This window comes from Arthrobacter sp. NPDC080082 (assembly GCF_040686595.1).
Lineage (GTDB): Bacteria > Actinomycetota > Actinomycetes > Actinomycetales > Micrococcaceae > Arthrobacter.
The window spans coordinates 743,478-769,927 of sequence record NZ_JBFBKQ010000001.1 but is presented as its reverse complement, the minus strand read 5'-3'; the positions used below and the strand labels follow the sequence as shown (position 1 = coordinate 769,927).

Sequence of the window (26,450 nt, the reverse complement as noted above, 5' to 3'; positions counted from 1 at the left end):
GAGGGGGTCCGGCCCTGCAGGAACTCGGCCCGTTGATACTTCACCGCGCCGTCGAACTCACCGCAGAGGCGCTCCAGCTCCCACTCGAAATCGGTTTAGCCGGCCAATCCGCGGGCGTCCCGGATTTCTGCTTGGAGGACCGGGGCCTGGAAACCCAACCGGTGCATCAGCGCGCGGCTGACCGATTCTCCCGGTGACCCGGCCCCGGCATCCGCGAAGTCCACGGCCGCTCTGATCCTGCGAGCGGCCGCTGCCGAGTAGGAACAGCCAACGCCCGCCAGGAGTTCGTCCTTCGTCAGTGGCGGGAGCTCCGGACGCGGCGAGAGGACGTGGTCGACGACCGTGACTGCCTGTTCGAAGCTCTCGAATGCCGCCAGGTCCAAGACGGTCCGGAGCCGTGAAGTCACCAGCAGCCCGGCCCTCTCCTCGACCTCCAGCCCGTCCGGATCGACGAAATGCCGCCTGACGCCGGCCCGCGAACGGCCGCCGCCGTCGTCGAACGTGCATGCATGTACCAGTGCCGAGCGGCCCAGCAGCGGCAGCCCCCACAGGGCCGCGGCCGACTGACGGCAGAACACGGTCCGGGACTGCAGCGTGCTGGCCGCCGCGAAGATCAGCAGCGGATACCGGTCCCAGAACGGCAGGGCATGCCAAACGGACGCCGGAACATAGACACCCTGCCGGATCCGCCGGAGCTCACCGGCACTCGCGCGGCGGCAGAGAGTCCGAACATCCCGGCCGAGCCGGGCCGAATCGCTGCTGAGGATGAGGGACGAAGGAGTCATGCGTCCACAGTGCGCCGCCTCCGTCACCGGAGCGACGGAGGCATGCGGCTATGTGGAGAAAGCCGGGGGCGGAAGGCCGCGCCTGGTTTTCGCTATGGTTCCGGACGAGCGCCCGCCGGACCCGGGGTGCGTCCGTCCGGAACCGCAGCGGATATCCGGAACAGCCGCGTAGACCCCAACCCGGCCGCGAGCTGCGCACCGGACCCCGCGAACTGAACCGCACCCGCCCGCTAGACCCCCAGCTCGGCCTTCAGCGCTGCGACGTGGCCGTCGGCCTTGACCTGGTACTGCGCCAGCGTGACCTTGCCCTCCGGGTCCAGGACCACGGTGGAACGGACGATTCCCTCGGTGATCTCGCCGCGGACCAGCTTCTCGCCCCAGGCGCCGTAGGCCAGCGCCACGGCGTGGTCCTCGTCCGAGAGCAGCGGGAAGGTCAGGGCGAAGTCGCCGGTGAAGTGGGCCAGGGCGTCCGGGGCGTCGGGGGAGATGCCCAGGACCTCGTAGCCGGAGCCCTGCAGCGAGGCGAGGTTGTCGCGGAAGTCGCAGGCCTCGGTGGTGCATCCGGGGGTCGCCGCCTGCGGGTAGAAGTACACGATGACGTTCTTGCCGCGGTAATCGGCCAGCGAGACGGGCTTTCCCTCGGCGTCGGGCAGGGTGAATTCGGGGGCCGGGGTTCCGGGCTGAAGCTTGACGGGGGCCTGGCTCATGGGAGCTCCTTTGGTCGGGTGGGCCTGATCTGTGGTGCACAACGCCGGCCGCCGGGACCCTATTCCGCGGGGCCGAACAGCCTCACCGAGCGTGCCGGTCCGCTTGCCGTCGCGCCCAGTCGAAGGCGGATTCGGCGGGGGCCATGTACTCCAGTCCCACCCGGCCGGCGTAGCCGAGTTCGCGGCTGCGGCCGATCCACCGTTCCAGTGGCAGGTCGCCGGTTCCCGGGGCGCCGCGGCCCGGCGCGTCGGCGATCTGGACGTGGCCGAAGTCCGCCGCGTGCGCCTCGATGACGGCGTCGACGTCGTCGCCGTTGACGGCGAGGTGGTAGAAATCGGCCAGCAGCCGGACGTTTTCGGTGCCGGTCTCCCGCTGCACCCGGCCGATCACGTCCACCGCGTCCGCCGCGCGGCGCAGCGGGTAGTGCGGGGCGTTGCTGACCGGTTCGAGCAGCACGGTCCCGCCGATCCGGCCGACCGCCGCGGCCGCCGCGGCGAGGTTCGAGACCGCCAGCTCGTCCTGGGATTCGGGTGTGTGGCCGTCCTGCCGGTTGCCGTACAACGCGTTGAAGAGCGTGCAGCCGAGCCGCGCGCCGATACCGGCGACGACGTCGGCGTTGTCCCGGAATTCCGCCTCCCGGCCCGGCCACGAGACTAGGCCCCGGTCCCCGCCGGGCATGTCCCCGGCGTTGAAGTTCAGTCCGGTCAGCTGCACCCCGGCGTCGGTGATGGCGCGCTCGAACCGGGTCACCTCGGCGTCGCCGGGCACGGACGTGGCGAACGGCCACCAGAATTCGACGGCGTCGAAGCCGGCGGCCCGCGCCGCGGCCGGGCGTTCCAGCAGCGGGAGTTCGGTGAGGAGAATCGAGCAGTTCACGGTGAACGTCATGGCGGTGCTCCTAGCGGCGCTTGCGCGGGTCGCGGCGCGCGGCGAGGCCCACCAGGGCCCCGACGGCGACGCCGATGAGCAGCCCGGTGAAGGGCTTGTCCGCGGTGGCCACCCCGACCGCATAGCCGATGGCCGCACCGATGAGCATCCCGATCCACAGCGACTCGTATTTCACAGGCTCAGGCTAGCAAGCCCGCGGCCGGTCCCCGCCATGTTCCACTGTCGGTGGCCGGGCCTATAGTCGGACCATGGAACAGCGACTCTTGGGCAAGACCGGTAGGAATGTCTCCGTGATCGGGCTGGGGACCTGGCAGCTCGGCGCGGACTGGGGCACCGTGGACGCGGCGGAAGCGCAGGCCATTCTCGGCGCCTCGGCGGAGGCCGGCGTGACGTTCTTCGACACCGCGGACGTCTACGGGGACGGCCGGAGCGAGCAGGCCATCGGCGCCTTCCTCGCCGCGAACCCGGACCTGGACATCACCGTGGCCACCAAGATGGGCCGCCGGGTGGAGCAGCGGCCGGAAAATTACACCCTGGAGAATTTCCGCGCGTGGACGGACCGCTCCCGCCGCAACCTCGGCGTTGACCAGCTGGATCTGGTCCAGCTGCACTGCCCGCCCACGGCCGTCTACAGCAACGCGGAGGTTTACGATGCGCTGGACACGCTCGTGGCGGAGGGCGCCATCCGTCACTACGGCGTCAGCGTGGAGCGGGTGGATGAGGCCATGGAGGCGCTCCGGCACGAGGGCACGGCCACGGTGCAGATCATCCTGAACGCGTTCCGGCTCAAGCCGCTGGACGAGTTGCTGCCGGCGGCGCAGGCGGCGGGCGTAGGCATCATCACCCGCGTGCCGCTCGCCTCCGGGCTGCTCTCGGGCAAGTACACGCCGGAGACCACGTTCGCCCCGGACGATCACCGCAATTACAACCGGAGCGGCTCGGCGTTCGACGTCGGCGAGACGTTCTCCGGCGTGGATTTCGAGGAGGGGCTGAAGGCGGTGGCGGAGTTCGAGCAGTTGGTGCCCGACGGCGTCAGCACCGCCCAGGCGGCGCTCGCCTGGGTGGCGGCGCAGGACGGCGTCAGCACGGTGATCCCGGGTGCCCGCAGCGTGGACCAGGCGCGGGCCAACGCGGAGGCGGCATCCGTCCGGGGCATCGACGCCACGTTCGACGTCGGCGTCCACGAAATCTACGACCGCTACTTCCGGGCGGCGATCCACCCGCGCTGGTAGCGGCTCATCCCGCTGGCACTTCCCATGACGACGCGGCCCCTGACGACGCAGCCCATGGCGACGGCGGCGATGACGACGGCGGCGATGACGACGGCGGCGATCCACGGTTTCGTGCGGCGGCTGGCCGCCGCGGAAACGGGCCCTGCCTGCAACAACTTCTTCGCCGACACCGTTCCCGCGAACGCCGTCCGGCGCCGGAACCTGGAGCTCTACCTGCAGGCGCTGTTGGACCGGCGGCCACCGGTGTTGCTGCTGGGTGAGGCGCCGGGTTTCCGCGGCATGCGGCTCACCGGCGTGCCGTTCACCAACCGTTCGATGTTCACCGGAGCGCCCAACCACTTCGGCCTGTTCGGCAAGGACCAGGGCTACGAAGTCCCGCCGGACGCCGCCGGGGTTGCCGTCGAGCCGACCGCCACCGTGATGTGGGAGGTCCAGGCTGAGCTCGACTTCCTGCCCCTGCTCTGGAGCGCCTGCCCCTGGCACACCCACCGGCCGGGCCAACCGCAGTCCAACCGCACCCCCTCGGCGGCCGAAGCGGCGGCGGGCATCCCCTTCCGGGAGGAACTGATGGCGCTGTTTGGAATCTCCACCGTGGTGGCAGTCGGCAACATCGCCCACCGGAGCCTGCTTCGCAGCGGCGTCCACGCCCCGAAGATCCGTCACCCGGCCCACGGTGGCCGGGCGGAATTCAAGCGCGGGCTGGAGGAACTGTTCGACGCCGGGATGCCCCGGTAACCGCCCGCCCAGGGGCCCACGGGGCTAGGGTGGGGTAAACGCCAGCCGCGGACGAAAGGCACACCATGAGCGACCCGAACCAGCCCGGAACCGAACCCTCCGGCCTGCGTGGCCCCGGCGACCCGGACTCCGCCCCGAAGGAACAGCCGCAGCCGGAAGCAGAAGCCGCCGGGAACATCCGCGAGGAGCAGATGACCCAGGCCGCAGGCACCGTCCCGGCCGCCTACGTCGGCCCGGAAGACGAGCACGCGGGAGGCAAGCCCGAAGACACCGCGGCCGAGGGCACCTGGGACGACGAGGTCTAGCCACGGGGGCATAGCGGGTCCAGGCATCCGGCCCCGTGCTTGGGCTGGAAGCGCCGCCTTGACGGGCGGCCAAGCTCCAGCCGTTTCATAGCTCCGGCATAGCTTCGAGGGCTAGCTTGTTCCCATGGAAAACAGCACGTCCCGGCAGGGCCGCACCACCACATCGGCCCACAGACCCGGGCCGACGCCCTCCCGGACTTTCCGGCGCCGACGGGCTGTTGTCCTCGCGGGCTCGACCCTCTTGCTGGGCGCGCTGCTGACCACCGGTATCCATGCCCTCGCGAACTCCCGCGTGGCGCCGTCGTCGCCCGTGGCGGCTGCCGCTCCCACCGTGAACGCCCCTGCCCCCGCCTCCCCGGCAACTCCGGTGCCCGCCTCCGCCGTCGCCGCCCCTTCAGTCGCTCCCGCAGCAGCCGCTTCCACTGCCACCCCTGCTGGCACGATCGACGCCGGCCTCGACGCGAAGATCAACGCCATCATCGACGCCAACCCGGAGTACCAAATCGGTGTCGCGCTGCAGGACATCACGGCCGGCGACGCGGTGCACCAATACGGCGTGGAAGAGCAGTTCGAAGCCGCCAGCACCGCCAAGGTCTTGGCCGCGGCCGCCTACTACCATCTGGTGGAAACCGGGGAGGCGACCCTGACCGGAACGCTCGGCGCCTACTCCGCCGGCTTCCAGCTCCAGGCCATGGTCCAGCAGAGCGACAACGATTCCTGGTCGCTGATCATGGACGCGATCGGCCACAGCAACCTCTCCGACTACGCGTCCGCCCTGGGAATCCAGTACACCCCGGAGAGCAACACCCTGGCGCCGGCGGACACGGCCCGCATCCTGACCGACCTCTACTCCGGCAAGCTGCTTGACCCCGCGGACACCTCCCAGCTGCTGTCAACTATGCAGGACACCAACGATGAGACCCTCATCCCGGCCGCCGTCCCCGCCGGCATCACCGTGTTTCACAAGTACGGCCTGCTCGGCGGCGAACTGCACGACGCCGGCATCCTCGCCAAGGACGGCCGCGCCTACGCCCTGGTCGTCTACACCAAGGGCGACGACCTGGACAGTGTCCCCGAGCGGACCGACATCATCCACCAGATCACCGGCGCGGTAACCGGCGCCCTGTTCTGACCGCGGTTGTGGTCCCTAACCGCGCCGGAAACGGAAAACCGCGCCGGTTCCGGATCGGCGCACCCCGGGTCAGGGGCGCACCGGTCCGGAATCGGTGCGGAATGCGGGAATCGGCGCGGAAGTTACTTCGCCAGGAAGCCCAGTAGCGCCTCGTTGACCTCGGCGGCGTGGGTCCAGAGCATGCCGTGCGGCGCGCCCTCGATCTCGATGTACTCCGCGCTCGGCAGGGCCTTGGCGAAGCGCCGGCCCGTGGCATCGATCGGCAGGATGTTGTCGGCGGTGCCATGCACAATCAGGGAAGGCACATCGATTTTGGCGACGTCGGCGCGGAAGTCGGTCAGCCAGGTCGGCTGGGCGGCGACGGACGCGGTGGGTCCGGCCGAGCTGGCCAGGTTCCAGCCGGCGCGCATGACCTCCTCGCTGAGCCGCGGGGTGCCCAGGAAGGAGTCGCTGTTGTAGAAGTTCTTGAAGAAGTCGGTGAAAAACGCATACCGGTCCGCGGTGACCGCTTCGAGCAGGCCGTCGAACACGGACTGCGGGACGCCGTCGGGGTTGTCGTCCGCCTGCAGCAGGTAGGGCTCCAGCGAGCCGAGGAAAACGGCCTTCGCCACCCGGGAGGAGCCGTAGCGGCCCAGGTACCGGCCAACCTCGCCGGTGCCCATTGAGAAGCCGACCAGGACGGCATCGTTCAGGTCCAGCCCGTTCATCAGGGTGTCCAGATCGGCAGCGAACGTGTCGTAGTCATAGCCGTCGGTGGGCTTGCTGGACTTGCCGAAGCCGCGGCGGTCGTAGGTGATCACACGGTAGCCTGCGGAGAGCAGCGCAGTGGTCTGCTTCTCCCAGGATGAGCCGTCCAACGGGTAGCCGTGGATCAGGACTACGGGCTGGCCGCTGCCGTGATCCTCGTAGTAAAGCTCGACGTCGGTGGTGTTCTCGGTTCCAACCTTGATGTAAGCCATGGAGCGGTCCTCTCGGTACTGTCGTGTTCTGATCTGTACGGTCTGACGTCTCTGCGGGCAGCTGCGCCGCTGAAGGGAAGCGCCCGCTAAAGGGGAGCAACGACCGGTGGCGGCCGACTGTTCCTGCGGCTTGCAGAAAATACCCCCAGGGGTATACTGAGGCTACGAAGACCTACAACAAGGGAGTAGCGAATGTGCCGTGCAGTGACCTGCAGGAAATGCGGAAAGACCACTTGGGCCGGCTGTGGCCAGCACGTTGACCAGGTGATGCGCGGCGTCAAGGCCGCGGACCGCTGCAAGGGCCACGAGAACGAGCCCAAGACCGGCTTCTTCGCCAAGCTCTTCGGCCGCTGATCCCTCGGCGCGAGCGCCCCTGAACCGGGCGCCCGCAGCATTGTGACGCCGGGGCCGCCCCGCCCCTACCGCCGGAACAGCGCCCCGGTAACCGCCGTCGTCAGTTCGTGGAAGACCTCGATCCGCTCCGGACTGTCGGCGTCGGACCCGCCCCAGGTGTAGATCGCCACGGCGTAGGCGGCGTTCCCGGAGCTGAGCACGGCGGCGTCGTGCACGAATCCCTCCAGCAGCCCGTACTTGTGGCTCACCGTCACGCCCTCCGGGACCGCGGCGGGGATGAGCTCCTCGTCGTTGGTGCGCTGCATGAAGCCCAGCAGTTCCTCGGTGTGCTCGGGGCTGAGCAACTGCCCGGCGTAGAGCTGCTTGAGCAGTGACGCCATCTCGACGGGGGTCAGCAGGTTCTGTTCCGGGTCGTAGCTGATGCCGATCGACGCCGCGTACGTGATCAGCTCCGGGTAGCCGATGTCCTTCATCAGCAGCAACCAGGAGTCGTCGCTGCTGGTGTTGACCATCGCCTGGATCTGGAAGCCGGCGTCGTAGCTGCCCAGCCGGGACTCCAGCGAGCGTTCGCCCCGCTCCACCAGTGCGTAGTACGCCACCGCGGTCAGGATTTTCGCGGTGCTGGCTGCGGTGTAATCGGCGGTGTCGCCGAAGCGCTGCGGCTCGCCGCCCCGGGTGTCCTGCACGACGACGCCGATCCGGTAGTCGGGATTCTCGGCCAGGATCCGTTTGATCTCGCTGGAGAGGTCGACGGCGGCGGGCGGCGGCGTGTTCACCTTGACGTCCCGGGCGGGCAGGGGCTGCAGCTGGCTCTTCAGCGTGGCCCAGAAGTCGGTCTTCGGTTCCGGGCCGGTCCGCACCGTTCCGACCGTGATGGCCCCGGCCAGGACCAGCGCCGTCGTGGACCACACCGCCAAAATCCGGCGCCGTGCCCGGACCCGCGGGCTGACCCGCGGCCCACCGGATGGTGCCATTCCGGCACCCCCGGTGCCGGCCCGTGAGCTCTCCGGTGCGGGCTTGCGGGGGGCGGGGGAGTCCATGGGGCGGGCCTTTCACGTGCTGGCCTGGGCGGCAGGCCGGGGGGATGCCTCGAATGTAGGCCCGGGTGGCGGCGAAGTCCACGCCCCACGCGGCCCGGCCGGACAGGTGTGGGCCAACTCCCAGCTTCCCGCCTGGCGGACGCTGCGGGCCGTGGTCGGACCGTACGGTTAGGCTGGCTGCCATGCCTAGGAAAATCACTGTCTCCCTGCCGGATGCCACCCTGCGCGACTACCTCACCCCGGACCCGGACGTCACGGTCCTGGAGTGGGACCTCTCCGGCGAACCGCCCATGCCGCGGCTCGACATTGTGGTGCCGCCGTACATGGGCGGCCCGGCGGTGCTGCGCGGCCTGGACGGCGTGGAGACGGGGCTGGTGCAGAGCCAGTCGATCGGGTTCGACGGCGTGGCGGAGTTCCTGCCGGACGGTCACGTCTTCGCCAACGCCGCCAGCGTGCACGAGACCTCCACCGCGGAACTGACCCTGGCGCTGATCCTGGCCAGCCAGCGCGAGTTCCCCCGCATCCTGCAGAACCAGCGCGAACGCCGCTGGGAGGGCCGGCCCACCGCCAGCCTGGCGGACCAGCGCGTGCTGATCGTGGGCTACGGCGGCGTGGGCAAGGCCATCGAGGACCGGCTCCTGCCCTTTGAGACCATGGTGACCCGCGTGGCCAGCCGCGCCCGGACCGATAACCGTGGACCCATCCACGGCATCGACGAACTCCACGCCCTGCTGCCGGAACACGACATAGTGATCGTGGGCGTCCCGCTCAGCGACTCCACCCGGCACCTGATCGACGACGCATTCCTCTCCGCAATGCCCGACGGCGCCCTGCTGGTCAACATCGCCCGTGGCCCGGTGGCTGACACCGACGCGCTGGTCAAGCACACCTCCGCCGGCCGTATCCGCGCCGCCGTCGACGTCACCGACCCCGAACCGCTGCCCGCCGACCACCCGCTCTGGGAGATTCCCGGCGTCATCATCACTCCGCACGTGGGCGGCGCCTCCGCCGCGATGCGCCCCCGCATGGGCAGGCTGCTGCAGCGCCAGATCGACCTCATGCTGGCCGGCGAACCGCCCGTCAACGTGGTGCTGAACGGCTAGGCCCCACCGGAAACCATCAGGAGCCCCCTGCCGGGCTAGTCCCGCCCGTGCCCGGGTGATGCAGTCTTCGGCCGGGCGCGGACGTGCATCCGCTCGCCCTGCTGGCCGAACAGGCTGATCAACTCCACGGGCCGGCCGTCGGCGCTGGCAAACCAGTGCGGCGTGTGGGTGTCGAACTCGGCAGCCTCGCCCGGGCGCAGTTCGAAGTCCTTGTCGCCCAGGACCAGGCGCAGCCTGCCGTTGAGGACGTAGAGCCACTCGTAGCCCTCGTGAACGCGCGGATCCGGTTCCTCCCCGCGGGCGTCGCCTTCCAGGACCATCTTGAAGGCCTGCAAACCGCCCGGGCGGCGGGTGAGCGGGACGGCCGTCATCCCGGCGTGGGTAATGGGCTTGAGGTGGATTCTCGGATCCCCGGTGGACGGGGCGTCAACCATGTCATCGAGGGGCACCCCGTAGAGCCGCGCGAGGGGGAGCAGGAGCTCCAGGTTAGGCCGCCGCTGGCCCGCTTCGAGACGTGACAGGGTGCTGGCGGACACCCCGGAGGCGGCGGCAACCTCGGTGAGGGTGAGGTTCCGTTCGACGCGGAGTGCCTTGAGCCGCGGGCCCACTGCTCCGAGGACTGCATCGAGGTCGTTTGTCATGCGCCCATTTTGCCAGAATGGCAAACTTCTTTGCCAGTTTCAGCGCAGGAGTATCAGGCTGTTGCTATGCCCCGCCCGCGGCGGCGGGAGGTTTAGCGACAGATCGAGAGGCTCAGCAGTATGGAAAACACGCGATGTGACGTTGTGATTGTGGGCGGCGGAGCGGCCGGCCTCAGCGCGGCCACCACCCTGGCCCGGGCGCTGCGCTCGGTGGTGGTCATTGATTCCGCTGCACCCCGCAATGCGCCGGCGGCGGGCGTGCACGGGTTCCTCTCCCGGGACGGAATCAGGCCCGGCGAGCTGCTGGCCGCCGGCCGGCGGGAAGTGCTTTCTTACGGGGGAACGCTGATCGACGGCGAGGCGGTCTCGGCCCGGCGCACCCCCGATGGTTTCGATGTGACGACCGGCGACGGGCGCCGGATTTCGGGGCGGCGGCTTCTGGTCACCACCGGCCTGACCGATGAGCTGCCCCCGATTGAGGGGATTCGGGAGCAGTGGGGCAAGGGCGTGGTGCACTGTCCCTACTGTCACGGCTGGGAGATCCGCGGGCAACGGATCGGGGTGCTGGGCACGGGGCCGCTGTCCATGCATCAGGCCTTGCTGTTCCGCCAGTGGTCGACGGAGATCACCTTGTTCCTCAACGACACGGTGGAACCCACCGACGAGGAATGGGAAAAGCTGGCGGCCCGCTCCATCACGGTCGTTGACGGACCGGTGGCCTCGGTCGACGCCGCGGACGGCGTCCTGCGGGGCGTCACCCTCGGCTCGGGGCACTCCTTCGACGTCCAGGCGGTGGCGGTCGCGTCCCGGCTGGAGGCCCGCTCCCACCTTCTTGAGTCCCTTGGACTGACGTCACAGCCGCATCCGTCGGGGGCCGGCCGGTTTGTGGAGGCTGATCCGATGGGTGGCGCCACAGCCGTCCGCGGCGTGTACGCGGCCGGCAACGTCTCGAACCCGATGGCGCAGGTGGTCACCGCGGCAGCCGATGGTGTCATGAGCGGGGCCCGGATCAACGCGGATCTCATCGACCAAGACACCCGCTGGGCCGTGGAGGGGCGCTTCGGCCCCTTCTCCGCCGCCTCGGAGGACGCGGCCTTCAAGGCCGTGCTGGGGCAGCGGCGCTATGGCCTGGAGGTTAGCGACCGGTAGGAAACGGGGACGACGCCGGGAGCCGCCCCTAACGGGGAAGCTACTTCTTCCCGGCCCGGAGGTCGGCCACCACCTTGGCCACGCGGCGGGCTCGGGTCTCCGCCGTCTTTGCGTCGGCCAGCGGCTCCACGTACCGGCGCTGGCTGCTGTAGTTCAGCGTCGCGTAGAACGCCTTCGCCTCCGGGTCCGCCTCCAGCGCGGCGGCCAGGTCCTCCGGGACCTCGACGACGCGCGGCTGGGTGTCCACCTCGACGTCGACCTCCACCGTGTCGCCGCCGGCCACGCCCGTCAGGGCCCGGTTGGCGGCGCTGACGCCGATCATGTTCTGCCCGCCCATCACCGCGATGCTGCTGCGGTAGCTGGCCCCGTTGATGGTCACCACCACGGGCGGTTTCCGGCCGGCGCCCAGTGCGTCGACCACCTCCTGCGGCACGACGATTCCGGTTTTTGTGGCGCTGCCCTGGATGGTGGTGGTGAATTTCATGATCACAGTATGCCCCGGGAGGAGCCCAGCGCCGCCGGAAGCTCCGTCAACGCCGCGACGGTGATGTCCGGCGCCTCGAAATGCGCCGGGTAGCCGTGGCCGGACCGGTTCAGCCAGGCGGTCCGCAGCCCGGCACGGGCCGCGCCGTGGATGTCCCACGGGTGCACGGCCACCAGCAGCATTTCTCCCGGCTCCACGCCTAAGCTATCGGCCGCGTACTCGTAGGACGCCCGCGCAGGCTTCCAGGCGGGCGCATCTTCCACCGAGAGCAGCGCCTCGAACGAATCCCGGATCCCGGCGTCGTCCAGCAGCTTCCCGGCGATCCGGACCGAACCGTTGCTGAGCGTGACCAGCCGGAACCCGGCGGCTGCCAGGGACCGGATCCCGTCCGGGACGTCCGGGTGGACGCCCAGGCTGCCGAAGCCGTCCATCACGTGCTGCACGGCGTCGTCGAGCGGACGGTTCAACTCAGCACCGGCGAACAGCTCCCGGAGGACGGCCGCGCCGATCGCGGCAAAGTCCTGGTTGCTACCGGCCGCGGCCAGCGCGAAGCCGTCCCGCAGCAGGGAGGCGAACCAGAGCGGGGCCAGCTCCACCGGCGCTCCCACCTCCTCGAAGCGGCCGCCCATCGGCGACATGTCGGACAGGGTCTCGTTGACGTCAAAGACGATGACGGAAAGCGGTGCGGTCATGGCTGCTCCTCGGTTGCCGGTGACTCCGTTATACGCCCCGCGGCCCGGCGCTTCGCCGTGGACCGGAACACCGCGGCGGCCTGCTGCGCCGCGGGGCTGAGCCGGCGGTTGGCCAGCTGGGCCAGGAGGATCCGGCGTTTCGGGGCGCCGGCAAGGGGGACGGCGACGACGTCTGGCCGCAGGGCGCTGAGCGCAAGCTGCGGTGCCAGGGCGATCCCGATTCCCGCCGCCACCATGCCCTGGGTCTCCTGGTAGTCGTTGGCGTCGAAGGCGATCCGCGGCTCGAACCCCGCCTCGCGGCAGACCCGCCGGAGCACGTCCGCCACCGGGTGCTCATCCCGGACAATCCACTCCTGGTCCCGCAGCGACTCGATCCGCACCGACTTCTTCCCGGCCAGTGGGTGGTCTCGCTGCACCAGCAGCATGGTGGGGTCATTCATCAACCGGACCAGGGAGAGGTCCTCGTCCGCGATCTCCTGCCAGGGGTAGTCCCAGAGCAGGGTCAGCTCGACGTCGCGCCGGCGCAGCGACTCCAGCAGCCCCTCGCGCCGGGCGCTGATCACTGTCACTGCCACGTCCGGGTACCGGGCCCGGAACGCCAGCACCACATCCGGCATCAGCGAGGCGCCCACCGTGGGGAAGGTGCCCATCCGCAGCTGTCCCCGGCGGAGCCCGGCGAACTCGTCCATTTCCGCCCGGGCCGCCTCAATGGTGCGGTCGATGCTGTCCGCGTAGCCCACGAGCGCCAGCCCTGCCTCGGTCAGGACAACGCCGCGCGGCTGCCGGTCCACCAGGGACACTCCCACCTCGTGTTCGAGCTTCGCGATCTGCTGCGAGACGGCGGAAGTGGTGAAGGACAGGGCCGCCGCCGCGGAGGTCAGGGACCCGGAACGGTGCACTTCGCGGAGCAGGTGGAGCCGGTGAAGATCAAGCTTTGCCATTCCCTGACTTTAGCAAAAGTGAATAGGTGTGGAATTTATCGTGATTGTGCTGAAGCCTCCGCTGCCGGATCGTAGAGAGGGAAGCGCAGGGATGCGCGATGAACCATCTGCACCACATGAAGGAGAACACCGTGGGACTGCGAGGCCACTGGTATCGGGGCGGGACCAGCAAATGCTGGTTGTTTGACGCGAAAGACGTCGCCCCGTTCGCAACCAACCGGGAAGAAATCCGCGAACTGCTCGCCGACGCGTTCGGCGCGGCGGACGCCCGGCAGCTCGACGGCGTCGGCGGCGGCACCTCCACCACCTCCAAGGCCGCCGTCATCTGGGCCACCCCCGGAGAGGACGCGGACCTGGACTACCTGTTCGCCCAGGTGGGGATCGGGGACCGGACCGTGGAGCTCGGCTCCAACTGCGGCAACTGCGCCACGGCTATCGCCCTGTTCGCCGTGCAGACGGGCATCGTCCCCGCCGCGGACGGACTCACCCGGGTCCGGATGCGCAACCTCAACACCGGCGCCGTGCTCAGCGGCACCGTCCCCACCCCGGGCGGCACCGTCCCGAAGTCCGGACTGGCCCGGGTTCCCGGCAGCTCCGCCGTCGGCGTCCCCGTCAGCCTGTCCTTCCACGGCCCCTGGGGCCGCAGCACCGGCGCCGTCCTGCCCACCGACGCCCCGGCGGACAGCATCGACCTCGGTCCACGCTCCGTGGCGGCAACACTGGTGGACGCCGGCGCCCCCGCGGTCCTGATTCCCGCCGACCAGGCCGGCGTGGACCTCTCCGACATGACCGGCAACCTCGCCGGGCAGCTCGGAACCCTGGTGGCGGCCCGGGCCGCGGCGGGCCTGAGGATGGGCCTGCGGAAGCCGGAGGACCCGCCGCAGAACGCCGTACCCAAGGTCGGCGTCGTCGACGAACCGGGCGACTACACCGCCGCGGACGGCACCCTGGTCACCGCGGACTCCCACGACCTGCGGGTCCGCATGCTCTCCATGCTCGCCCCGCACCCGGCCATCGGCCTCACCTCCGCGGTGGCCGTCTCCCTGGCCGCGGCCCTGCCCGGCTCCGTTCCGGCCGGGCTGCTCCGCCAGGCCCCGGAACTCGCCCCGGGCACCTCCCGCCTGCTGCGCATCGGCACCCCCGCCGGCGTGGTCACCACGGAAGTCGTCGCCGGGGACGACGGCTCCATCACCGAAGTCGCGCTGCACCGCGCGGCCCGGCACCTCGCTACGGCCGATATTGACGTCGCCAGGTCATCTGGCATCTCCGCCTAGCACCCGTACCTGTTGCCCTGTCATCATGAGAGGGCCGCATTCAGCAAGGAAGTTGTTCAATGAAGATCAAATCCATCCTCGGGCATCTCTACGTCCAGGTCCTCATCGGCGTCGCCCTCGGCGTCCTGGTGGGCTCCCTCTGGCCGGATCTCGGCGCCGGGCTGAAACCGATCGGCGACGGGTTCGTCAAGCTGGTGAAGTTCATGATCGCCCCGATCGTCTTCTGCACGATCGTCGGCGGCATCACCTCCCTGACGGACACCAAGCAGGTCCGGCCCACACTGCTCCGCTCCCTCGGCCTGTTCTACGCGCTGACCGCGGTGGCCCTGGCCCTGGGACTGGCCGCGGTGATGATCATCCAGCCCGGCACCGGCATGCACATCAACCCGGCGCACCTGGACTCCTCGGTGGCCGCGAAGTACACCAGTCAGCTGCCCAGCAGCAACCCCGTGGACTTCTTCCTGAACATCATCCCCACCACCTTCGTGGGCGCCTTCGCCGACGGTGAGGTGCTGCCCGTCCTGGTCATCGCGATGCTCTGCGGATTCGCCTTCAGCAAGCTCGGCGCCCCCGGCCAGGTGGCCCTGACCGTGGTGAACAGCTTCAACAAGATGCTCTTCGTGGTCTTCGGGTACATCATGAAGGTCGCCCCGCTGGGTGCCTTCGGCGCCATGGCCTTCACCGTCGGAAAGTACGGCGCGCACTCCATCGGCAACCTGGGCATGCTGATCGTGGCCTTCTACGCCGCCTGCATCGTGTTCGTCGTCGTCGGCCTGGGCCTGCTCGCCCGGATCACCGGCTTCAGCCTCTGGCAGACCCTGCGCTACTTCAAGGACGAGTTCTTCATCGTCCTGGCCACCTCCTCCAGCGAGCCCGTCCTGCCGCGGCTGCTCTCCAAGCTGGAGCGCGTCGGCTGCGACCGGAGTGTCGTGGGCCTGGTGGTCCCCACCGGGTACAGCTTCAACCTCTCGGGCACGGCCATCTACCTGACCCTCGCCTCCATGTTCATAGCCCAGGCGTGCGACATCCAGCTCAGCTGGGGCCAGATCCTGGTGATGCTCGGCATGATGCTCCTGACCTCCAAGGGCGCGGCCGGCGTGACCGGCAGCGGCTTCGTGGCCCTGGTGGCGACCCTGACCGTCATGCCCACCCTCCCGGTGGCCGGCGTGGCCCTGATCGTCGGCATCGACCGCTTCATGAGCGAGGCCCGCGCCCTGACCAGCACCGTCTGCAACATCGTCTCCTGCATCGCCGTCGCCAAGTGGCAGAAGTCGCTGGACACCGTGACCCTGCACCGCGAGCTCAAGGCCGGGTTCGTTCCCACGGAGGCCGACGCCGACGCGGCCGCCGCCGGGCACGGCACCGAAGCTCCTGCGGGCGGCAGCGTGGCGGCCGACGCCGGGCACGGCACCGAAGCCCCGGCGGGCGCCGTCGCGACCCCCGGCGCCGGCCAGCCGGCGGAGCCGGTCAAGGCGCCGCAGCCGGCACTGGCTCACTAGGAAAATTCCACCCTGCCCACGCCCAGCCTCCGGTCGTAAACTGACGGACGGGCCTGCGGTTATCGCGGTGCCGGTTGGCCATGACGGCCGGCCGGCACCGCTGCCGTGTGCCCCCGCATGACTGAACGGCCCGGCTCTCCCCACCCGGGCCGCCATCGAGAACTATGGAAAGGCACCCCCATGAAAGCCATCCAGTTTGCAGCCCCCGGCTCCTCCTTCGAAACAGTCGACCGGGAGGTCCCCGAGGTTCCCCGCGGCCACGTCCTGGTCAAGGTCCACGCCAGCGGTATCTGCCACTCCGACGCCATGGCCGCAGCCGGCTTCGCGTCCTCCTACCCCCGCGTCCCCGGCCACGAGGTCGCCGGCACGGTCGAATCCGTGGGCGAGGGCGTCACCCGGTGGGAAGCCGGCCAGCGCGTGGGCGTCGGCTGGTTCGGCGGCGCCTGCTTCGAGTGCGACTCCTGCCGCCGCGGCGACTTCATCACCTGCTCCGTGGGCAAGACCACCGGCCTGAGCGCCGACGGCGGCTACGCCGAGTACCTCGTGGCCCCGGCCGACGCCCTGGCCGCCATCCCGGAGGGGCTGAGCTTCGAGGAGGCCGCGCCCCTGATGTGCGCCGGCGTCACCACCTTCAACGGCCTGCGGCACAGCGGCGCCCGCGCGGGCGACGTCGTCGCCGTCCTCGGCCTGGGCGGCCTGGGCCACCTGGGTGTGCAGTTCGCCGCGAAGATGGGCTTCGAGGTCGTGGCGATCGCCCGCGGTTCGGAGAAGGAATCGTTCGCCAAGGAGCTTGGCGCGCATCACTACATCGACAGCACCTCGTCCGACGTCGCGGAGGAACTGAAGAAGCTCGGCGGCGCCAAGGTGGTCCTCGCCACCGTCACGGACGCCGCGGCGATGTCCGGCACCGTCGGCGGCCTGGCCCCGCGCGGCCGCCTGGTGGTCCTGGGCGTCCCGCACGAAAACCTTGAGGTTTCCGCGGCCAGCCTGGTGATGGGCAGCAGCTCCGTCAACGGCCACGCCTCCGGCACCGCGAAGGACTCCGAGGACACCCTCCGCTTCTCCGCCCTCACCGGGGTCCGCCCGATGATCGAGACCTACCCGCTGGAGAAGGCGGCGGAGGGCTTCGACCACATGATGTCCGGCAAGGCCCGCTTCCGCGTGGTCCTCACCACCAACTAGGACGGGCGTCCCACAGGCTGTCCGCCGTGCCCGGTCTGCGGTGCACGGCGGATAGCCTGAGGGCGGGGAGCGTCAACGCTTCCCCACGAGACTGATGACCGGCCCACCCCGCGAGGGTGGGCATGGCCGGAGACAAGGGAGCGACAATGCTGGAGAAAAGGCCGTTCGGCGATACCGGATTGGATGTCTCCATCGTGGGGCTCGGTGCCGGCCAGATCGGGGAATCCGACGTCACCGAGCGCGACGCCGCTGACGTGCTCAACGGGGCACTGGATCTGGGTGTCACGCTGATCGACACCGCGGCCAGTTACGGGCTGAGCGAGGAGCGCATCGGCCGGCACCTTGGCCACCGGCGGGAGGAGTTCGTCCTCTCCACCAAGGGCGGCCCGAAGATCAACGGCCAACGGGACTGGTCGCCGGGCAGCGTGCGGGAAAGCATCGAACGGTCGTTGCGCCTGACGCAGTCCGAACGCCTAGACATCTTCTACCTGCACTCCTGCCCGCTCGACGTGCTGCGGCGCGGCGACCTGCAGGACACGCTGGACCGGGCCGTCGCCGACGGCAAGATCGGCGTCGCCGGCTATAGCGGGGACAACGAGGCGCTGGCCTTCGCAGCGGAGTCGGGCCGGTTCGGCGCGATCGAAACCAGCGTCAACATCGCCGATCAGTGGAACCTGCGCAACGTCGTGGGCAAGCAACCCGAGCTGGGCGTCATCGCCAAGCGTCCGATCGCAAACGCACCCTGGCGGTTCCCCGAGCGGCCGGTGGGAAACTACGCCGAGCTCTATTGGGAACGGCTCCGGGCCCTCGAGCTGGACCCCGGGGCCCTGGACTGGGCCGAATTCGCCCTGCGGTTCACGGTGTACGCGCCCGGCGTGCACACCGCCATCGCGGGCACGGCCAAGCTGGAGCACCTGCGGCACAACATCGCGGCTGTGGCCGGCGGACCACTGGACGCCGACACCCTGGCGGCCATCGACCGTGCGTGGCTCGCCGTGGGGTCCGACTGGCCGGCTTCAACCTAGGAAGCCCGCCAGACGCAGGCTACAGCGGGTCGGAGAACTGCGCGGCGACCTTGGACGGATCCAGGCCGGGAACGACGACGGCGGTGACGACCTCGGGTTCGGAAAAGAGTGCTGCGTGGGCGGAAGCCGCGGCGGGGGTTTCCAGCGGAGACGGTGTCTGGGTAGAGGTCATGGTCCTCATGTCTACGCCATCGGGGAGGCTGGGTCGAACCGGCGCGCGGTGGAGGTAGTAATCAGGCTGACGATCGGCCGGCCATCGTGACCGTCGCCACAGATTCTGACGCCCGGACCGCGGTCCGGGATGGACAACGCCGCGCCCAGGCCACAGCCTTATCTCCAGGGCCGCACACGCCGTCGGCCGCCACCGCAGCGAAGGAGCACCGTGCCGCCCACCACTTCCCCCGGAACCGTGCCCGGAGACAGCATCCGCGCAACCTTGGCCTCCGAGGTGGCCGCCGCCCGCCGGCTCGGCACCACGGACCGGGACTGGGAAGCGTTTCAGGAGCGGTTCGACGCCGAATTCCCCCGGCTGGAGTCCCTGTTCCGGCGGATCTACGGCCCGGACGGCGACGCCGAACTGCGGCAGCTGGTCCTCGACGCGGCGGCGTCCTGGCAGGACCGGCCAGCTGACCTGAAGGCCCTGGACGCGGCCCGCGCGGCGGACCCGGACTGGTTCCAGTCCAACGGCATGCTGGGCGGGGTCTGCTACGTGGACCTCTACGCCGGGGACCTCTCCGGCCTGCGCGCCCGCATCCCGTACTTCCGGGAGCTGGGCCTGACCTACCTGCACCTGATGCCACTGTTCCGCGCCCCGGAGGAGAACTCGGACGGCGGCTACGCCGTCTCCAGCTACCGCGACGTCAACCCGGACCTGGGCACCATGGCCGAGCTCGCCGCCGTCGCCCGCGAACTCCGGGAGAACGGCATCGCCCTGGTGGTGGATTTCATCTTCAACCACACCTCCAACGAACACGACTGGGCGCGCAAGGCCGTGGCGGGGGAACCCGGCTTCGAGGACTTCTACCTGATCTTCCCGGACCGGACCATGCCTGACGCGTACGAGGAGACCGTCCGGGAGATCTTCCCGGATGACCACCCCGGCTCCTTCATCCAGCTGGAGGACGGGCGCTGGATCTGGGCCACCTTCCACTCCTTCCAGTGGGACCTGAACTACCGCAACCCGCGGGTGTTCCGCGCCATGGCCGGGGAAATGCTCTACCTGGCCAACCAGGGCGTGGACATCGTGCGGATGGACGCGGTGGCGTTCATCTGGAAGCAGCTGGGCACCCCGTGCGAGAGCCTGCCGGAGGCGCACCTGCTGCTGCAGGCGTTCAACGCCGTGTGCAGGCTCGCGGCGCCGTCGCTGTTGTTCAAGTCCGAGGCGATCGTGCACCCGGACGAGGTGGTGCAGTACATCAGCCCGGGGGAGTGCCAGCTCAGCTACAACCCGCTGCAGATGGCCCTGATCTGGAACACGCTGGCCACCCGCGAGGTGAACCTGCTGGCCCAGGCGCTGGAACGCCGCCACCACATCCCGGACGGTACCGCCTGGGTGAACTACGTCCGCAGCCACGACGACATCGGCTGGACCTTCTCCGACGAGGACGCCGCCGAGTTCGGCATAAACGGCCACGACCACCGCAGCTTCCTCAACGCCTTCTTCGTCAACCGGTTCCCGGACAGTTTTGCCCGCGGCGTGCCGTTCCAGGACAACCCGCGCACCGGGGACTGCCGCGTCTCGGGCACGACGGCGTCCCTCGCCGGGCTCGAGGCGGGTGACGGTTCCGCTGTGGCGCGGATCCTGCTGGCGCACTCGATCGTCCTCAGCACCGGCGGCATCCCGCTGCTGTACCTGGGCGACGAGGTGGGGCAGCTGAACGACTACGCCTACCGCCAGGACCCGGCCAAGGCCGAGGACAGCCGCTGGGTGGGACGTCCGGAGTACCCGGCGGAGCGGTACGCCGAACGGACGGACCCGGCAACGGACGCCGGGAAGATCTTCGCCGGGCTGACCCACCTGATCGACGTGCGACGGCGGACCCCCGAGTTCGCGGGCGGCCGCCTGATCCCGTTCCACACCCACAACCCGCACATGCTGGGCTACCAGCGCCCGGGGACTGCCGGCGGCGGGGAATCCACCATCCTGGTGCTCGCCAACTTCGGCGACACCGCCCAGCACCTCGACGCCGCGACGCTCGGCGGGATGCCGGACACGGCCGAGGACCTCATCGGCGGCGGACGGGTCACCCTCCGGGACGGCTTGACCCTGGAGCCGCACGGCCTCCGCTGGCTCCGCGTCTGAGGAGGCGCCCGCATATACTTCGGAGATGCCGACAACGTGCCTGGACAGAGGCTGCCGCGACCTTCCTTCTGACTCTCGACAGCCCGGAAGCGCCCGGTGAGCGGCGGTCTGGTCGCCCTGCTGGACGACATCGCCGCCTTGGCCAGGATCGCCGCCGCCTCGGTGGACGACGTCGCGGCGGGCGCGGCCAAAGCCGGTGCCAAGGCCGCCGGCGTCGTAATTGACGACGCCGCCGTGACCCCGCAGTACGTGTCCGGCGCGGACCCGTCCCGCGAACTGCCGATGATCTGGAAGATTTTCCGGGGTTCGCTGCGCAACAAGCTCCTGATCATCCTGCCGGCCCTGCTGCTCATCAGCGCCTTCATCCCGTGGATCATCCCGTTCATCCTCATGGCCGGCGGTACCTACCTCTGCTACGAGGGCGCCGAGAAGATCTGGCACAAGCTCCGCGGCCAGCACGAGGCGGATGAGGACACCCCGGCGGTGGACCGGGGCCCGGAGGCCGAAGCCAAGGTCACCAAGGGCGCCATCACCACCGACTTCATCCTGTCCTGCGAGATCATGGTCATCGCCATGAACGAGGTGGCGGCCGAATCGCTGTGGGTCCGCGCTGTCGTCCTGGTGGCTGTCGCCATCGCGATCACCGCGGCCGTGTACGGCGCCGTCGCGCTGATCGTCAAGATGGACGACATCGGCCTGCACCTGACGACCAAGGACTCCGCCGGATCGAAGCGCTTCGGGGAGCTCCTGGTCCGGGGAATGCCGAAGGTCCTGACCACCATCACCGTCATCGGAACGGGCGCCATGCTCTGGGTGGGCGGGCACATCATGCTGCAGGGCGCCCACGACCTCGGCTGGCACGGCCCCTACGACCTGGTCCACGCCCTCCAACACCCCGTCGCCGGCGTCGCCGTGGTGGGCGGGTTCCTTGCCTGGCTGGTGAACACCCTGTGCTCGGCCGTCCTGGGACTCGCCTGGGGCCTGGTGGTCATGACCGTCCTGACGCCGCTGCTCAAGGTGCTGCCCTTCGGGAAGAAGAACGACGGCGGCCACGAAGGCCGCGCCGCCACCGACGGACAGCACCCGGCACGGCACGACGCCGACCCCGCCTCCTAGCTGGTACTTCCGGGCGAGCCTTGCGCGCCGCCGGCGCGAAGGCCCTCCACGAAGGCGCGGTCCCGGCTGATCCGCTCCCGCAGTTCCCCGGTTCCGCCCACCGAGCCGTGCCCGGGGATGACGGCATCGACGCCGTCGGCCACGCCGTCGAACAGCTGCAGCGCCGCGAGGTAGTCGGCGATGGGATCCTCGGCGTTGAGGTCGAGGAACGGCGTCAGGACGTCGGAGAGCATGTCGCCGGCAACCAGGACACGGCGGTCCTCGATGAGCAGCGCCGCATGGCCCCGGGCGTGGGCCCGATGCTCGATGATGCGGATGGAGGGGCCGTCCCAGGGAATATGCGACGCGTTGTCGGGCAGACCGGTGATGAGCCCGAACAGCTCCATCGGAATCTCGTCGACGAACTCGGGCGGCAGGACACCGGCCACGCGGTCCTGCCAGTCCCCCGTGGACAGCAAGGCCTGAAGCGAAGCCCCGCACCGGGCCGTGCCGTAGCGGGGCGCGTCGCCTAAGGCCTCGTGCCACAGGACGTGGTCCCAGTGCGGGTGCGTGGCGAAGCCTGCCACGACGGGCTGGCCCAGCTCGCGGACGTCGTGAGCGAGGCCGGCCAGTTCGGTGCGCGTGATGCCGGGGTCGATCAGCAGAACCCCGCCGCGGCCCTGGACGACCACGCAGTTACTCTGAAGGAACTCGCTCACGTGCACCAGAACGCCCTCCGCGACCTGCCTCAGCATGGAATCCCTCCCGTGTGGTGGTGAACCGCTGGTTGGGAGGCTATTCCCGGCCTACGTGGAGCACAAGCACCGAACGCCCGGCGTCTTTCATGGGGGCGACTGCGGCGCCCTGATCCGGCCAGATTCCGCGGTACGTCCGCCCTGAGAGGAACCCGGTTCACGCCCAGCATCCGGACGTAGACTGGCGTTCGAACCAGCAGCGCGTGGGGACGCTGAGAGTGGCGCTTTCAGAAGTGGAGACCGGATGCTCTGGAAACTGCTCGTACAGTACCTGCGGCCGCAGCGCGCGCTGCTGCTCGCCGTCGTCGTCTTCCAGTTGGCCGCCTCCATCGCCTCGCTGTACCTGCCCACCCTGAACGCGGACATCATCGACCAGGGCGTGGCGCGCGGGGACACGGACTACATCCTGCGCACCGGCGGCCAGATGCTGATGATCACGCTGCTGCAGATCGCCTGCACCATCGCAGCCGTCTATTTCGGCGCGAAGGCCGCGATGGCGCTGGGCCGGGACGTGCGCGGGGCGATCTTCACCCGGGTGGCCGAATTCTCCGAGCAGGAGGTTACCCGCTTCGGCGCGCCCAGCCTGATCACCCGCTCCACCAACGACGTCCAGCAGGTTCAGCAACTGGTGCTGATGTCCGCCACCCTGATGGTCACCGCTCCCATGCTTAGCATCGGCGGCGTCATCATGGCCATCCGGCAGGACGTGCAGCTGTCCTGGCTGATCGCGGTCAGCGTCCCGGTGCTGCTGCTGGCGGTGGGCCTGATCGTGAGCCGGATGGTGCCGTTGTTCCGGCTGATGCAGACCCGGATCGACACGGTGAACCGGGTGCTGCGCGAACAGCTCACCGGCATCCGCGTGGTCCGCGCGTTCGTCCGGGAGGACATCGAGACGGAGCGCTTCGGCCGTGCCAACGCGGACGTCACGGACACCGCACTGCGCGCCGGCCGGCTGATGGCGCTGGCGTTCCCGTCGGTGATGCTGGTCCTCAACGTCTCCTCCGTGGCGGTGATCTGGTTCGGCGCGTACCGGATCGAGGACGGGTCCATGCAGGTGGGCACCATGATCGCGTTCCTGAGCTACCTCATGCAGATCCTGATGTCCGTCATGATGGCCACGTTCATGGCGGTCATGATCCCGCGCGCCGCCGTCTCCGCGGACCGGATCGGGCAGGTGCTGGGCACCGAATCCAGCGTCCGCCCGCCCGCGCATCCGGTCAGCCTCGCCGGTGCCGCCCGCGGCGAGCTGGAAATGCGCGACGTCGGATTCGCCTACCCGGGCGCCGAGGCACCGGTCCTCTCCGAAGTCAGCTTCACGGCCCGCGCCGGGCAGACGACGGCGATTATCGGCTCCACCGGTTCGGGCAAGACCACCCTGGTGAACCTGATGCCGCGGCTCTTCGACGCCACCTCCGGCTCGGTCCGGATCGACGGCGTGGACGTCCGCGAGTTGCACCCGGACCTGCTCTGGGGGCACATCGGCCTGGTCCCGCAGAAGCCATACCTGTTCTCCGGCACGGTCCGCAGCAACCTGCTCTACGGCAAGCCCGACGCCACCGAGGACGAACTCTGGCAGGCCCTCGCCATCGCCCAGGCCGAGGACTTCGTCCGCGAGATGGAGGGCGGCCTGGACGCGCCCATCTCGCAGGGCGGCACCAACGTTTCCGGCGGGCAGCGGCAGCGGATCGCGATTGCCCGGGCCCTGGTGAAACGGCCCGAGCTGTACATCTTTGACGACTCGTTCTCCTCGCTGGACACCGCCACGGACGCCCGGCTGCGGCAGGCGCTCAAGCAGCACACCGCCGGGGCGACCCTGGTGATCATCGCCCAGCGGGTCTCCAGCATCGCGGACGCGGACCGGATCCTGGTGCTCGACGACGGCCGAATCGTCGCGCAGGGCACGCATGAGGGGCTGCTGGAGACCTCGGAGACGTACAACGAGATTGTGAACTCCCAGCTCGCGGCGGAGGAGGCGGTATGAGCAAGGTCGAATCGCAGACGCCGACGGCGGGCGGCGGCGCGGGGTCCGGCGGCGGCAACGCGGGCGGGCACGGCCCGGGTGGCCCGCGCCCCGGCGGCACTCCTGCTCCCGGCGGTTCCGGAGGACCCGGCACCGGCAAGGAGGCCCCGCTCCGCATTCCCCGACCGGCCGGCGGTCCCGGCCGCGGCGGCCCGTTCGCCGGGATGAACGTCCCGGCGGAAAAGGCGATGAACTTCGGCCCGTCCGCGAAGCGGCTGCTGGGCGAACTCCGCCCCGAGCGGCTCTGGCTGACGCTGGTACTGCTCCTCGCCGTCGTCAGCGTGACGTTCTCCGTGATCGGCCCGCGGCTCCTGGGCGAGGGGACCAACCTGATCTTCGCCGGCGTCGTCTCCAAGCAACTGCCCGCCGGGGTGACCAAGGACCAGCTGATCACCCAGCTGCGCGCCGCGGGGGAAAACCAAAAGGCGGACATGCTCGGCGCCATGAACCTGACGCCGGGCACCGGGATCGACTTCACGGCGCTGTCCTCGGTGCTGCTGTGGGCGCTGGCGCTGTACGTGCTGGCGTCCGCGTTCATGTGGATGCAGGCATACATCCTCAACGGCGTGGTGCAGCGGACCGTGTACCGGCTGCGCGAGCGGATCGAGGCGAAGATCAACCGGCTGCCGCTGCGCTACTTCGACACCGTGCAGCGCGGCGAGCTGCTCAGCCGGGTCACCAACGACGTGGACAACATCTCCCAGAGCCTGCAGCAGTCCATCAGCCAGGCGGTGACCTCGCTGCTGACCGTGGCCGGGGTGCTGGTGATGATGGTGATCCTCTCGCCCACGCTGGCGATCATCGCGCTGGTGACCATTCCGCTGACCTTGGTGACGACGGCGCTGATCGCCAAGCGCTCGCAGAAGCTGTTCGTGGCGCAGTGGAAGAACACCGGCGAGCTGAACGGTCAGATCGAGGAGACGTACACCGGGCACGCGCTGGTGAAGGTGTTCGGCCGGCAGCGCGAGGTGGAGGAGACGTTCCGGCAGAAGAACGCGGAGCTGTATCAGGCGAGCTTCGGCGCGCAGTTCATTTCCGGGCTGATCATGCCGGCCATGACGTTCATTGGGAACCTGGTCTATGTGGGGATCGCGGTGGTGGGCGGCCTGCAGGTGGCGTCCGGGGCGATGCAGCTGGGCGACGTGCAGGCTTTCATCCAGTACTCGCGGCAGTTCACCCAGCCGCTGGCGCAGTTGGGCTCGATGGCGAACCTGCTGCAGTCCGGGGTGGCCTCGGCGGAGCGGGTCTTCGAGCTGCTGGACACCGAGGAACAGCTGACCGACCCGGACGCGCCGGTCACGCCGGAGTCGACGCGCGGACGGCTGGTGTTCGAGGACGTGTCCTTCGCGTACTCGCCGGACAAGCCGCTGATCTCATCACTTTCGCTGGTGGCCGAGCCGGGGCAGACGGTGGCGATCGTAGGGCCTACCGGGGCGGGCAAGACCACCCTGGTGAACCTGATGATGAGGTTCTATGAGCTCGACGCCGGCCGGATCACCCTGGACGGGGTGGACGTGGCGCTGATGTCCCGGCACGAGCTGCGCTCGCGGATGGGCATGGTGCTGCAGGACACCTGGCTGTTCGGCGGGACCATCCGGGACAACATCGCCTACGGCCGGCCTTCGGCCACGGAAGCCGAAATCCTGGAGGCGGCGAAGGCGACGTATGTGGACCGGTTCGTCCGGTCCCTGCCGCAGGGCTACGACACCGTGCTCGACGACGAGGGTTCTAATGTGTCCGCGGGGGAGAAGCAGCTGCTGACCATCGCCCGGGCTTTCCTGGCCCGGCCGTCGGTGCTGATCCTGGACGAGGCCACATCCTCGGTGGACACCCGCACCGAGGTGCTGGTGCAGAAGGCCATGAGCGCGCTGCGGTCCGACCGGACCTCGTTCGTCATCGCCCATCGGCTCTCCACCATCCGCGACGCCGACCTCATCCTGGTCATGGAGGCCGGCCAGATCGTGGAACAGGGGACACACGCGTCACTGCTGGAGGCCGGCGGGGCCTACGCGCGCCTGTACGAGGCCCAGTTCGCGGCTCCGGTGGCGGAGGTTTAGCTCATAGGAAAGGCATCGGTTGCAGCTCACGAGAGAACTATCAACTGCGCTGCAACCGATGCCGTTGGCGGCCCGATCGGTGGGCAGTGTGCC

The 26,450-nt window shown here is 69.6% G+C and carries 27 protein-coding genes; 15 read left to right on the top strand and 12 right to left on the bottom strand.

What is annotated here, in order from left to right:
* Nucleotides 1-95: 95 nt before the first annotated feature.
* The 4 genes from AB0O44_RS03620 to AB0O44_RS03605 form a co-directional block, all read right to left on the bottom strand.
* Nucleotides 96-785, bottom strand: coding sequence for a hypothetical protein (locus tag AB0O44_RS03620; protein ID WP_364134294.1), 690 nt, complete (start codon nucleotides 783-785; stop codon nucleotides 96-98).
* A gap of 230 nt (nucleotides 786-1,015) precedes the next feature.
* Nucleotides 1,016-1,492, bottom strand: coding sequence for a thioredoxin-dependent thiol peroxidase (gene bcp, locus AB0O44_RS03615; protein ID WP_364134291.1), 477 nt, complete (start codon nucleotides 1,490-1,492; stop codon nucleotides 1,016-1,018).
* Between the two features lie 82 nt (nucleotides 1,493-1,574).
* Nucleotides 1,575-2,381, bottom strand: coding sequence for a TIM barrel protein (locus AB0O44_RS03610; RefSeq protein WP_364134289.1), 807 nt, complete (start codon nucleotides 2,379-2,381; stop codon nucleotides 1,575-1,577).
* Nucleotides 2,382-2,391: 10 nt separating this feature from the next.
* Entirely contained in the window at nucleotides 2,392-2,556 is a 165-nt protein-coding gene (locus AB0O44_RS03605) for a glycine zipper domain-containing protein (protein ID WP_290256328.1), read from the bottom strand.
* Between the two features lie 73 nt (nucleotides 2,557-2,629).
* Here AB0O44_RS03605 and AB0O44_RS03600 point away from each other — a divergent pair, with 73 nt between their 5' ends.
* The 4 genes from AB0O44_RS03600 (at nucleotide 2,630) to AB0O44_RS03585 (ending at nucleotide 5,785) form a co-directional block, all read left to right on the top strand.
* Nucleotides 2,630-3,613 carry an aldo/keto reductase gene (locus AB0O44_RS03600; protein ID WP_290256327.1) on the top strand — a complete coding sequence of 328 codons (984 nt, stop codon included), beginning with the start codon at nucleotides 2,630-2,632 and terminating at the stop codon, nucleotides 3,611-3,613.
* An 84-nt stretch (nucleotides 3,614-3,697) separates the two neighbouring features.
* Nucleotides 3,698-4,348, top strand: a complete 651-nt coding sequence (locus AB0O44_RS03595; RefSeq protein WP_364134693.1) for a uracil-DNA glycosylase — start codon at nucleotides 3,698-3,700, stop codon at nucleotides 4,346-4,348.
* A 65-nt stretch (nucleotides 4,349-4,413) separates the two neighbouring features.
* A complete protein-coding gene (locus AB0O44_RS03590) occupies nucleotides 4,414-4,653 on the top strand; it encodes a hypothetical protein (protein ID WP_364134286.1) in 240 nt (79 codons plus the stop codon).
* Between the two features lie 124 nt (nucleotides 4,654-4,777).
* Complete coding sequence (locus AB0O44_RS03585) at nucleotides 4,778-5,785, top strand: serine hydrolase (protein ID WP_364134284.1); 1,008 nt, start codon at nucleotides 4,778-4,780, stop codon at nucleotides 5,783-5,785.
* 122 nt (nucleotides 5,786-5,907) lie between these two features.
* On the opposite strand, the gene AB0O44_RS03580 is transcribed toward AB0O44_RS03585, so the two are convergent.
* On the bottom strand, nucleotides 5,908-6,744 hold the full coding sequence (locus AB0O44_RS03580) for an alpha/beta hydrolase (protein ID WP_364134282.1): 837 nt from the start codon (nucleotides 6,742-6,744) through the stop codon (nucleotides 5,908-5,910).
* A gap of 192 nt (nucleotides 6,745-6,936) precedes the next feature.
* Between AB0O44_RS03580 and AB0O44_RS03575 the strand changes: the two genes are divergently transcribed.
* Nucleotides 6,937-7,098: a hypothetical protein gene (locus AB0O44_RS03575; protein WP_364134280.1), complete on the top strand. Its 162-nt coding sequence runs from the start codon at nucleotides 6,937-6,939 to the stop codon at nucleotides 7,096-7,098.
* A 65-nt stretch (nucleotides 7,099-7,163) separates the two neighbouring features.
* Here AB0O44_RS03575 and AB0O44_RS03570 read toward each other — a convergent pair whose 3' ends face one another.
* Nucleotides 7,164-8,138, bottom strand: a complete 975-nt coding sequence (locus AB0O44_RS03570; RefSeq protein WP_364134278.1) for a serine hydrolase — start codon at nucleotides 8,136-8,138, stop codon at nucleotides 7,164-7,166.
* 182 nt (nucleotides 8,139-8,320) lie between these two features.
* On the opposite strand from AB0O44_RS03570, the gene AB0O44_RS03565 reads away from it, so the two are divergent.
* Entirely contained in the window at nucleotides 8,321-9,241 is a 921-nt protein-coding gene (locus tag AB0O44_RS03565) for a 2-hydroxyacid dehydrogenase (RefSeq protein ID WP_364134275.1), read from the top strand.
* A gap of 35 nt (nucleotides 9,242-9,276) precedes the next feature.
* Here AB0O44_RS03565 and AB0O44_RS03560 read toward each other — a convergent pair whose 3' ends face one another.
* Nucleotides 9,277-9,882 (bottom strand): XRE family transcriptional regulator, encoded by a 606-nt coding sequence (locus tag AB0O44_RS03560; protein WP_364134272.1) that lies wholly within the window; start codon nucleotides 9,880-9,882, stop codon nucleotides 9,277-9,279.
* A 120-nt stretch (nucleotides 9,883-10,002) separates the two neighbouring features.
* On the opposite strand from AB0O44_RS03560, the gene AB0O44_RS03555 reads away from it, so the two are divergent.
* Entirely contained in the window at nucleotides 10,003-11,031 is a 1,029-nt protein-coding gene (locus AB0O44_RS03555) for an NAD(P)/FAD-dependent oxidoreductase (protein WP_364134269.1), read from the top strand.
* Between the two features lie 40 nt (nucleotides 11,032-11,071).
* Here AB0O44_RS03555 and AB0O44_RS03550 read toward each other — a convergent pair whose 3' ends face one another.
* Genes AB0O44_RS03550 through AB0O44_RS03540 form a run of 3 tightly spaced genes read right to left on the bottom strand, consistent with a single transcriptional unit; the run spans nucleotide 11,072 to nucleotide 13,148 of the window.
* Nucleotides 11,072-11,515 (bottom strand): YdeI/OmpD-associated family protein, encoded by a 444-nt coding sequence (locus AB0O44_RS03550; RefSeq protein WP_364134266.1) that lies wholly within the window; start codon nucleotides 11,513-11,515, stop codon nucleotides 11,072-11,074.
* A gap of 2 nt (nucleotides 11,516-11,517) precedes the next feature.
* The gene (locus tag AB0O44_RS03545) at nucleotides 11,518-12,207 is read right to left on the bottom strand and encodes a haloacid dehalogenase type II (protein ID WP_364134264.1); all 690 of its coding nucleotides are present in this window, start codon (nucleotides 12,205-12,207) and stop codon (nucleotides 11,518-11,520) included.
* Nucleotides 12,204-13,148, bottom strand: a complete 945-nt coding sequence (locus AB0O44_RS03540; RefSeq protein WP_364134262.1) for a LysR family transcriptional regulator — start codon at nucleotides 13,146-13,148, stop codon at nucleotides 12,204-12,206. Before AB0O44_RS03540 ends, AB0O44_RS03545 begins: the two co-directional genes overlap by 4 nt.
* 179 nt (nucleotides 13,149-13,327) lie before the next feature.
* On the opposite strand from AB0O44_RS03540, the gene AB0O44_RS03535 reads away from it, so the two are divergent.
* From AB0O44_RS03535 to AB0O44_RS03520, 4 genes are all read left to right on the top strand, one after another.
* A complete protein-coding gene (locus AB0O44_RS03535) occupies nucleotides 13,328-14,422 on the top strand; it encodes a PrpF domain-containing protein (RefSeq protein WP_364134260.1) in 1,095 nt (364 codons plus the stop codon).
* Nucleotides 14,423-14,481: 59 nt separating this feature from the next.
* Nucleotides 14,482-15,921 (top strand): C4-dicarboxylate transporter DctA, encoded by a 1,440-nt coding sequence (dctA, locus tag AB0O44_RS03530; protein WP_364134257.1) that lies wholly within the window; start codon nucleotides 14,482-14,484, stop codon nucleotides 15,919-15,921.
* Nucleotides 15,922-16,101: 180 nt separating this feature from the next.
* Nucleotides 16,102-17,103, top strand: a complete 1,002-nt coding sequence (locus AB0O44_RS03525; protein WP_364134254.1) for an alcohol dehydrogenase — start codon at nucleotides 16,102-16,104, stop codon at nucleotides 17,101-17,103.
* A gap of 146 nt (nucleotides 17,104-17,249) precedes the next feature.
* Entirely contained in the window at nucleotides 17,250-18,128 is an 879-nt protein-coding gene (locus tag AB0O44_RS03520; protein WP_364134251.1) for an aldo/keto reductase, read from the top strand.
* A 19-nt stretch (nucleotides 18,129-18,147) separates the two neighbouring features.
* Here AB0O44_RS03520 and AB0O44_RS03515 read toward each other — a convergent pair whose 3' ends face one another.
* Nucleotides 18,148-18,300, bottom strand: coding sequence for a hypothetical protein (locus tag AB0O44_RS03515; RefSeq protein WP_290256312.1), 153 nt, complete (start codon nucleotides 18,298-18,300; stop codon nucleotides 18,148-18,150).
* A gap of 276 nt (nucleotides 18,301-18,576) precedes the next feature.
* On the opposite strand from AB0O44_RS03515, the gene AB0O44_RS03510 reads away from it, so the two are divergent.
* Together AB0O44_RS03510 and AB0O44_RS03505 are read left to right on the top strand one after the other, a co-directional pair.
* Nucleotides 18,577-20,430 carry an amylosucrase gene (locus AB0O44_RS03510; protein WP_364134690.1) on the top strand — a complete coding sequence of 618 codons (1,854 nt, stop codon included), beginning with the start codon at nucleotides 18,577-18,579 and terminating at the stop codon, nucleotides 20,428-20,430.
* Nucleotides 20,431-20,526: 96 nt separating this feature from the next.
* Nucleotides 20,527-21,546 (top strand): DUF808 domain-containing protein, encoded by a 1,020-nt coding sequence (locus tag AB0O44_RS03505; protein ID WP_364134248.1) that lies wholly within the window; start codon nucleotides 20,527-20,529, stop codon nucleotides 21,544-21,546.
* On the opposite strand, the gene AB0O44_RS03500 is transcribed toward AB0O44_RS03505, so the two are convergent.
* Entirely contained in the window at nucleotides 21,543-22,280 is a 738-nt protein-coding gene (locus tag AB0O44_RS03500; RefSeq protein WP_364134245.1) for an MBL fold metallo-hydrolase, read from the bottom strand. The genes AB0O44_RS03505 and AB0O44_RS03500 overlap by 4 nt on opposite strands.
* A 244-nt stretch (nucleotides 22,281-22,524) precedes the next feature.
* Here AB0O44_RS03500 and AB0O44_RS03495 point away from each other — a divergent pair, with 244 nt between their 5' ends.
* On the top strand, nucleotides 22,525-24,261 hold the full coding sequence (locus AB0O44_RS03495) for an ABC transporter ATP-binding protein (protein ID WP_364134242.1): 1,737 nt from the start codon (nucleotides 22,525-22,527) through the stop codon (nucleotides 24,259-24,261).
* Complete coding sequence (locus AB0O44_RS03490) at nucleotides 24,258-26,357, top strand: ABC transporter ATP-binding protein (RefSeq protein WP_364134239.1); 2,100 nt, start codon at nucleotides 24,258-24,260, stop codon at nucleotides 26,355-26,357. Before AB0O44_RS03495 ends, AB0O44_RS03490 begins: the two co-directional genes overlap by 4 nt.
* Nucleotides 26,358-26,450: the final 93 nt, after the last annotated feature.

Coding starts and splice junctions, on each gene's coding strand:
- AB0O44_RS03550 (WP_364134266.1), bottom strand. CDS start 11,515: ATGAAATTCACCACCACCATCCAGGGCAGCGCCACAAAAACCGGAATC.
- AB0O44_RS03495 (WP_364134242.1), top strand. CDS start 22,525: ATGCTCTGGAAACTGCTCGTACAGTACCTGCGGCCGCAGCGCGCGCTG.
- AB0O44_RS03520 (WP_364134251.1), top strand. CDS start 17,250: ATGCTGGAGAAAAGGCCGTTCGGCGATACCGGATTGGATGTCTCCATC.
- AB0O44_RS03525 (WP_364134254.1), top strand. CDS start 16,102: ATGAAAGCCATCCAGTTTGCAGCCCCCGGCTCCTCCTTCGAAACAGTC.
- AB0O44_RS03490 (WP_364134239.1), top strand. CDS start 24,258: ATGAGCAAGGTCGAATCGCAGACGCCGACGGCGGGCGGCGGCGCGGGG.
- AB0O44_RS03600 (WP_290256327.1), top strand. CDS start 2,630: ATGGAACAGCGACTCTTGGGCAAGACCGGTAGGAATGTCTCCGTGATC.
- AB0O44_RS03585 (WP_364134284.1), top strand. CDS start 4,778: ATGGAAAACAGCACGTCCCGGCAGGGCCGCACCACCACATCGGCCCAC.
- AB0O44_RS03580 (WP_364134282.1), bottom strand. CDS start 6,744: ATGGCTTACATCAAGGTTGGAACCGAGAACACCACCGACGTCGAGCTT.
- AB0O44_RS03610 (WP_364134289.1), bottom strand. CDS start 2,381: ATGACGTTCACCGTGAACTGCTCGATTCTCCTCACCGAACTCCCGCTG.
- AB0O44_RS03560 (WP_364134272.1), bottom strand. CDS start 9,882: ATGACAAACGACCTCGATGCAGTCCTCGGAGCAGTGGGCCCGCGGCTC.
- AB0O44_RS03595 (WP_364134693.1), top strand. CDS start 3,698: ATGACGACGGCGGCGATCCACGGTTTCGTGCGGCGGCTGGCCGCCGCG.
- AB0O44_RS03515 (WP_290256312.1), bottom strand. CDS start 18,300: ATGACCTCTACCCAGACACCGTCTCCGCTGGAAACCCCCGCCGCGGCT.
- AB0O44_RS03575 (WP_364134280.1), top strand. CDS start 6,937: ATGTGCCGTGCAGTGACCTGCAGGAAATGCGGAAAGACCACTTGGGCC.
- AB0O44_RS03500 (WP_364134245.1), bottom strand. CDS start 22,280: ATGCTGAGGCAGGTCGCGGAGGGCGTTCTGGTGCACGTGAGCGAGTTC.
- AB0O44_RS03565 (WP_364134275.1), top strand. CDS start 8,321: ATGCCTAGGAAAATCACTGTCTCCCTGCCGGATGCCACCCTGCGCGAC.
- dctA (WP_364134257.1), top strand. CDS start 14,482: ATGAAGATCAAATCCATCCTCGGGCATCTCTACGTCCAGGTCCTCATC.
- bcp (WP_364134291.1), bottom strand. CDS start 1,492: ATGAGCCAGGCCCCCGTCAAGCTTCAGCCCGGAACCCCGGCCCCCGAA.
- AB0O44_RS03540 (WP_364134262.1), bottom strand. CDS start 13,148: ATGGCAAAGCTTGATCTTCACCGGCTCCACCTGCTCCGCGAAGTGCAC.
- AB0O44_RS03555 (WP_364134269.1), top strand. CDS start 10,003: ATGGAAAACACGCGATGTGACGTTGTGATTGTGGGCGGCGGAGCGGCC.
- AB0O44_RS03545 (WP_364134264.1), bottom strand. CDS start 12,207: ATGACCGCACCGCTTTCCGTCATCGTCTTTGACGTCAACGAGACCCTG.
- AB0O44_RS03590 (WP_364134286.1), top strand. CDS start 4,414: ATGAGCGACCCGAACCAGCCCGGAACCGAACCCTCCGGCCTGCGTGGC.
- AB0O44_RS03570 (WP_364134278.1), bottom strand. CDS start 8,138: ATGGACTCCCCCGCCCCCCGCAAGCCCGCACCGGAGAGCTCACGGGCC.
- AB0O44_RS03620 (WP_364134294.1), bottom strand. CDS start 785: ATGACTCCTTCGTCCCTCATCCTCAGCAGCGATTCGGCCCGGCTCGGC.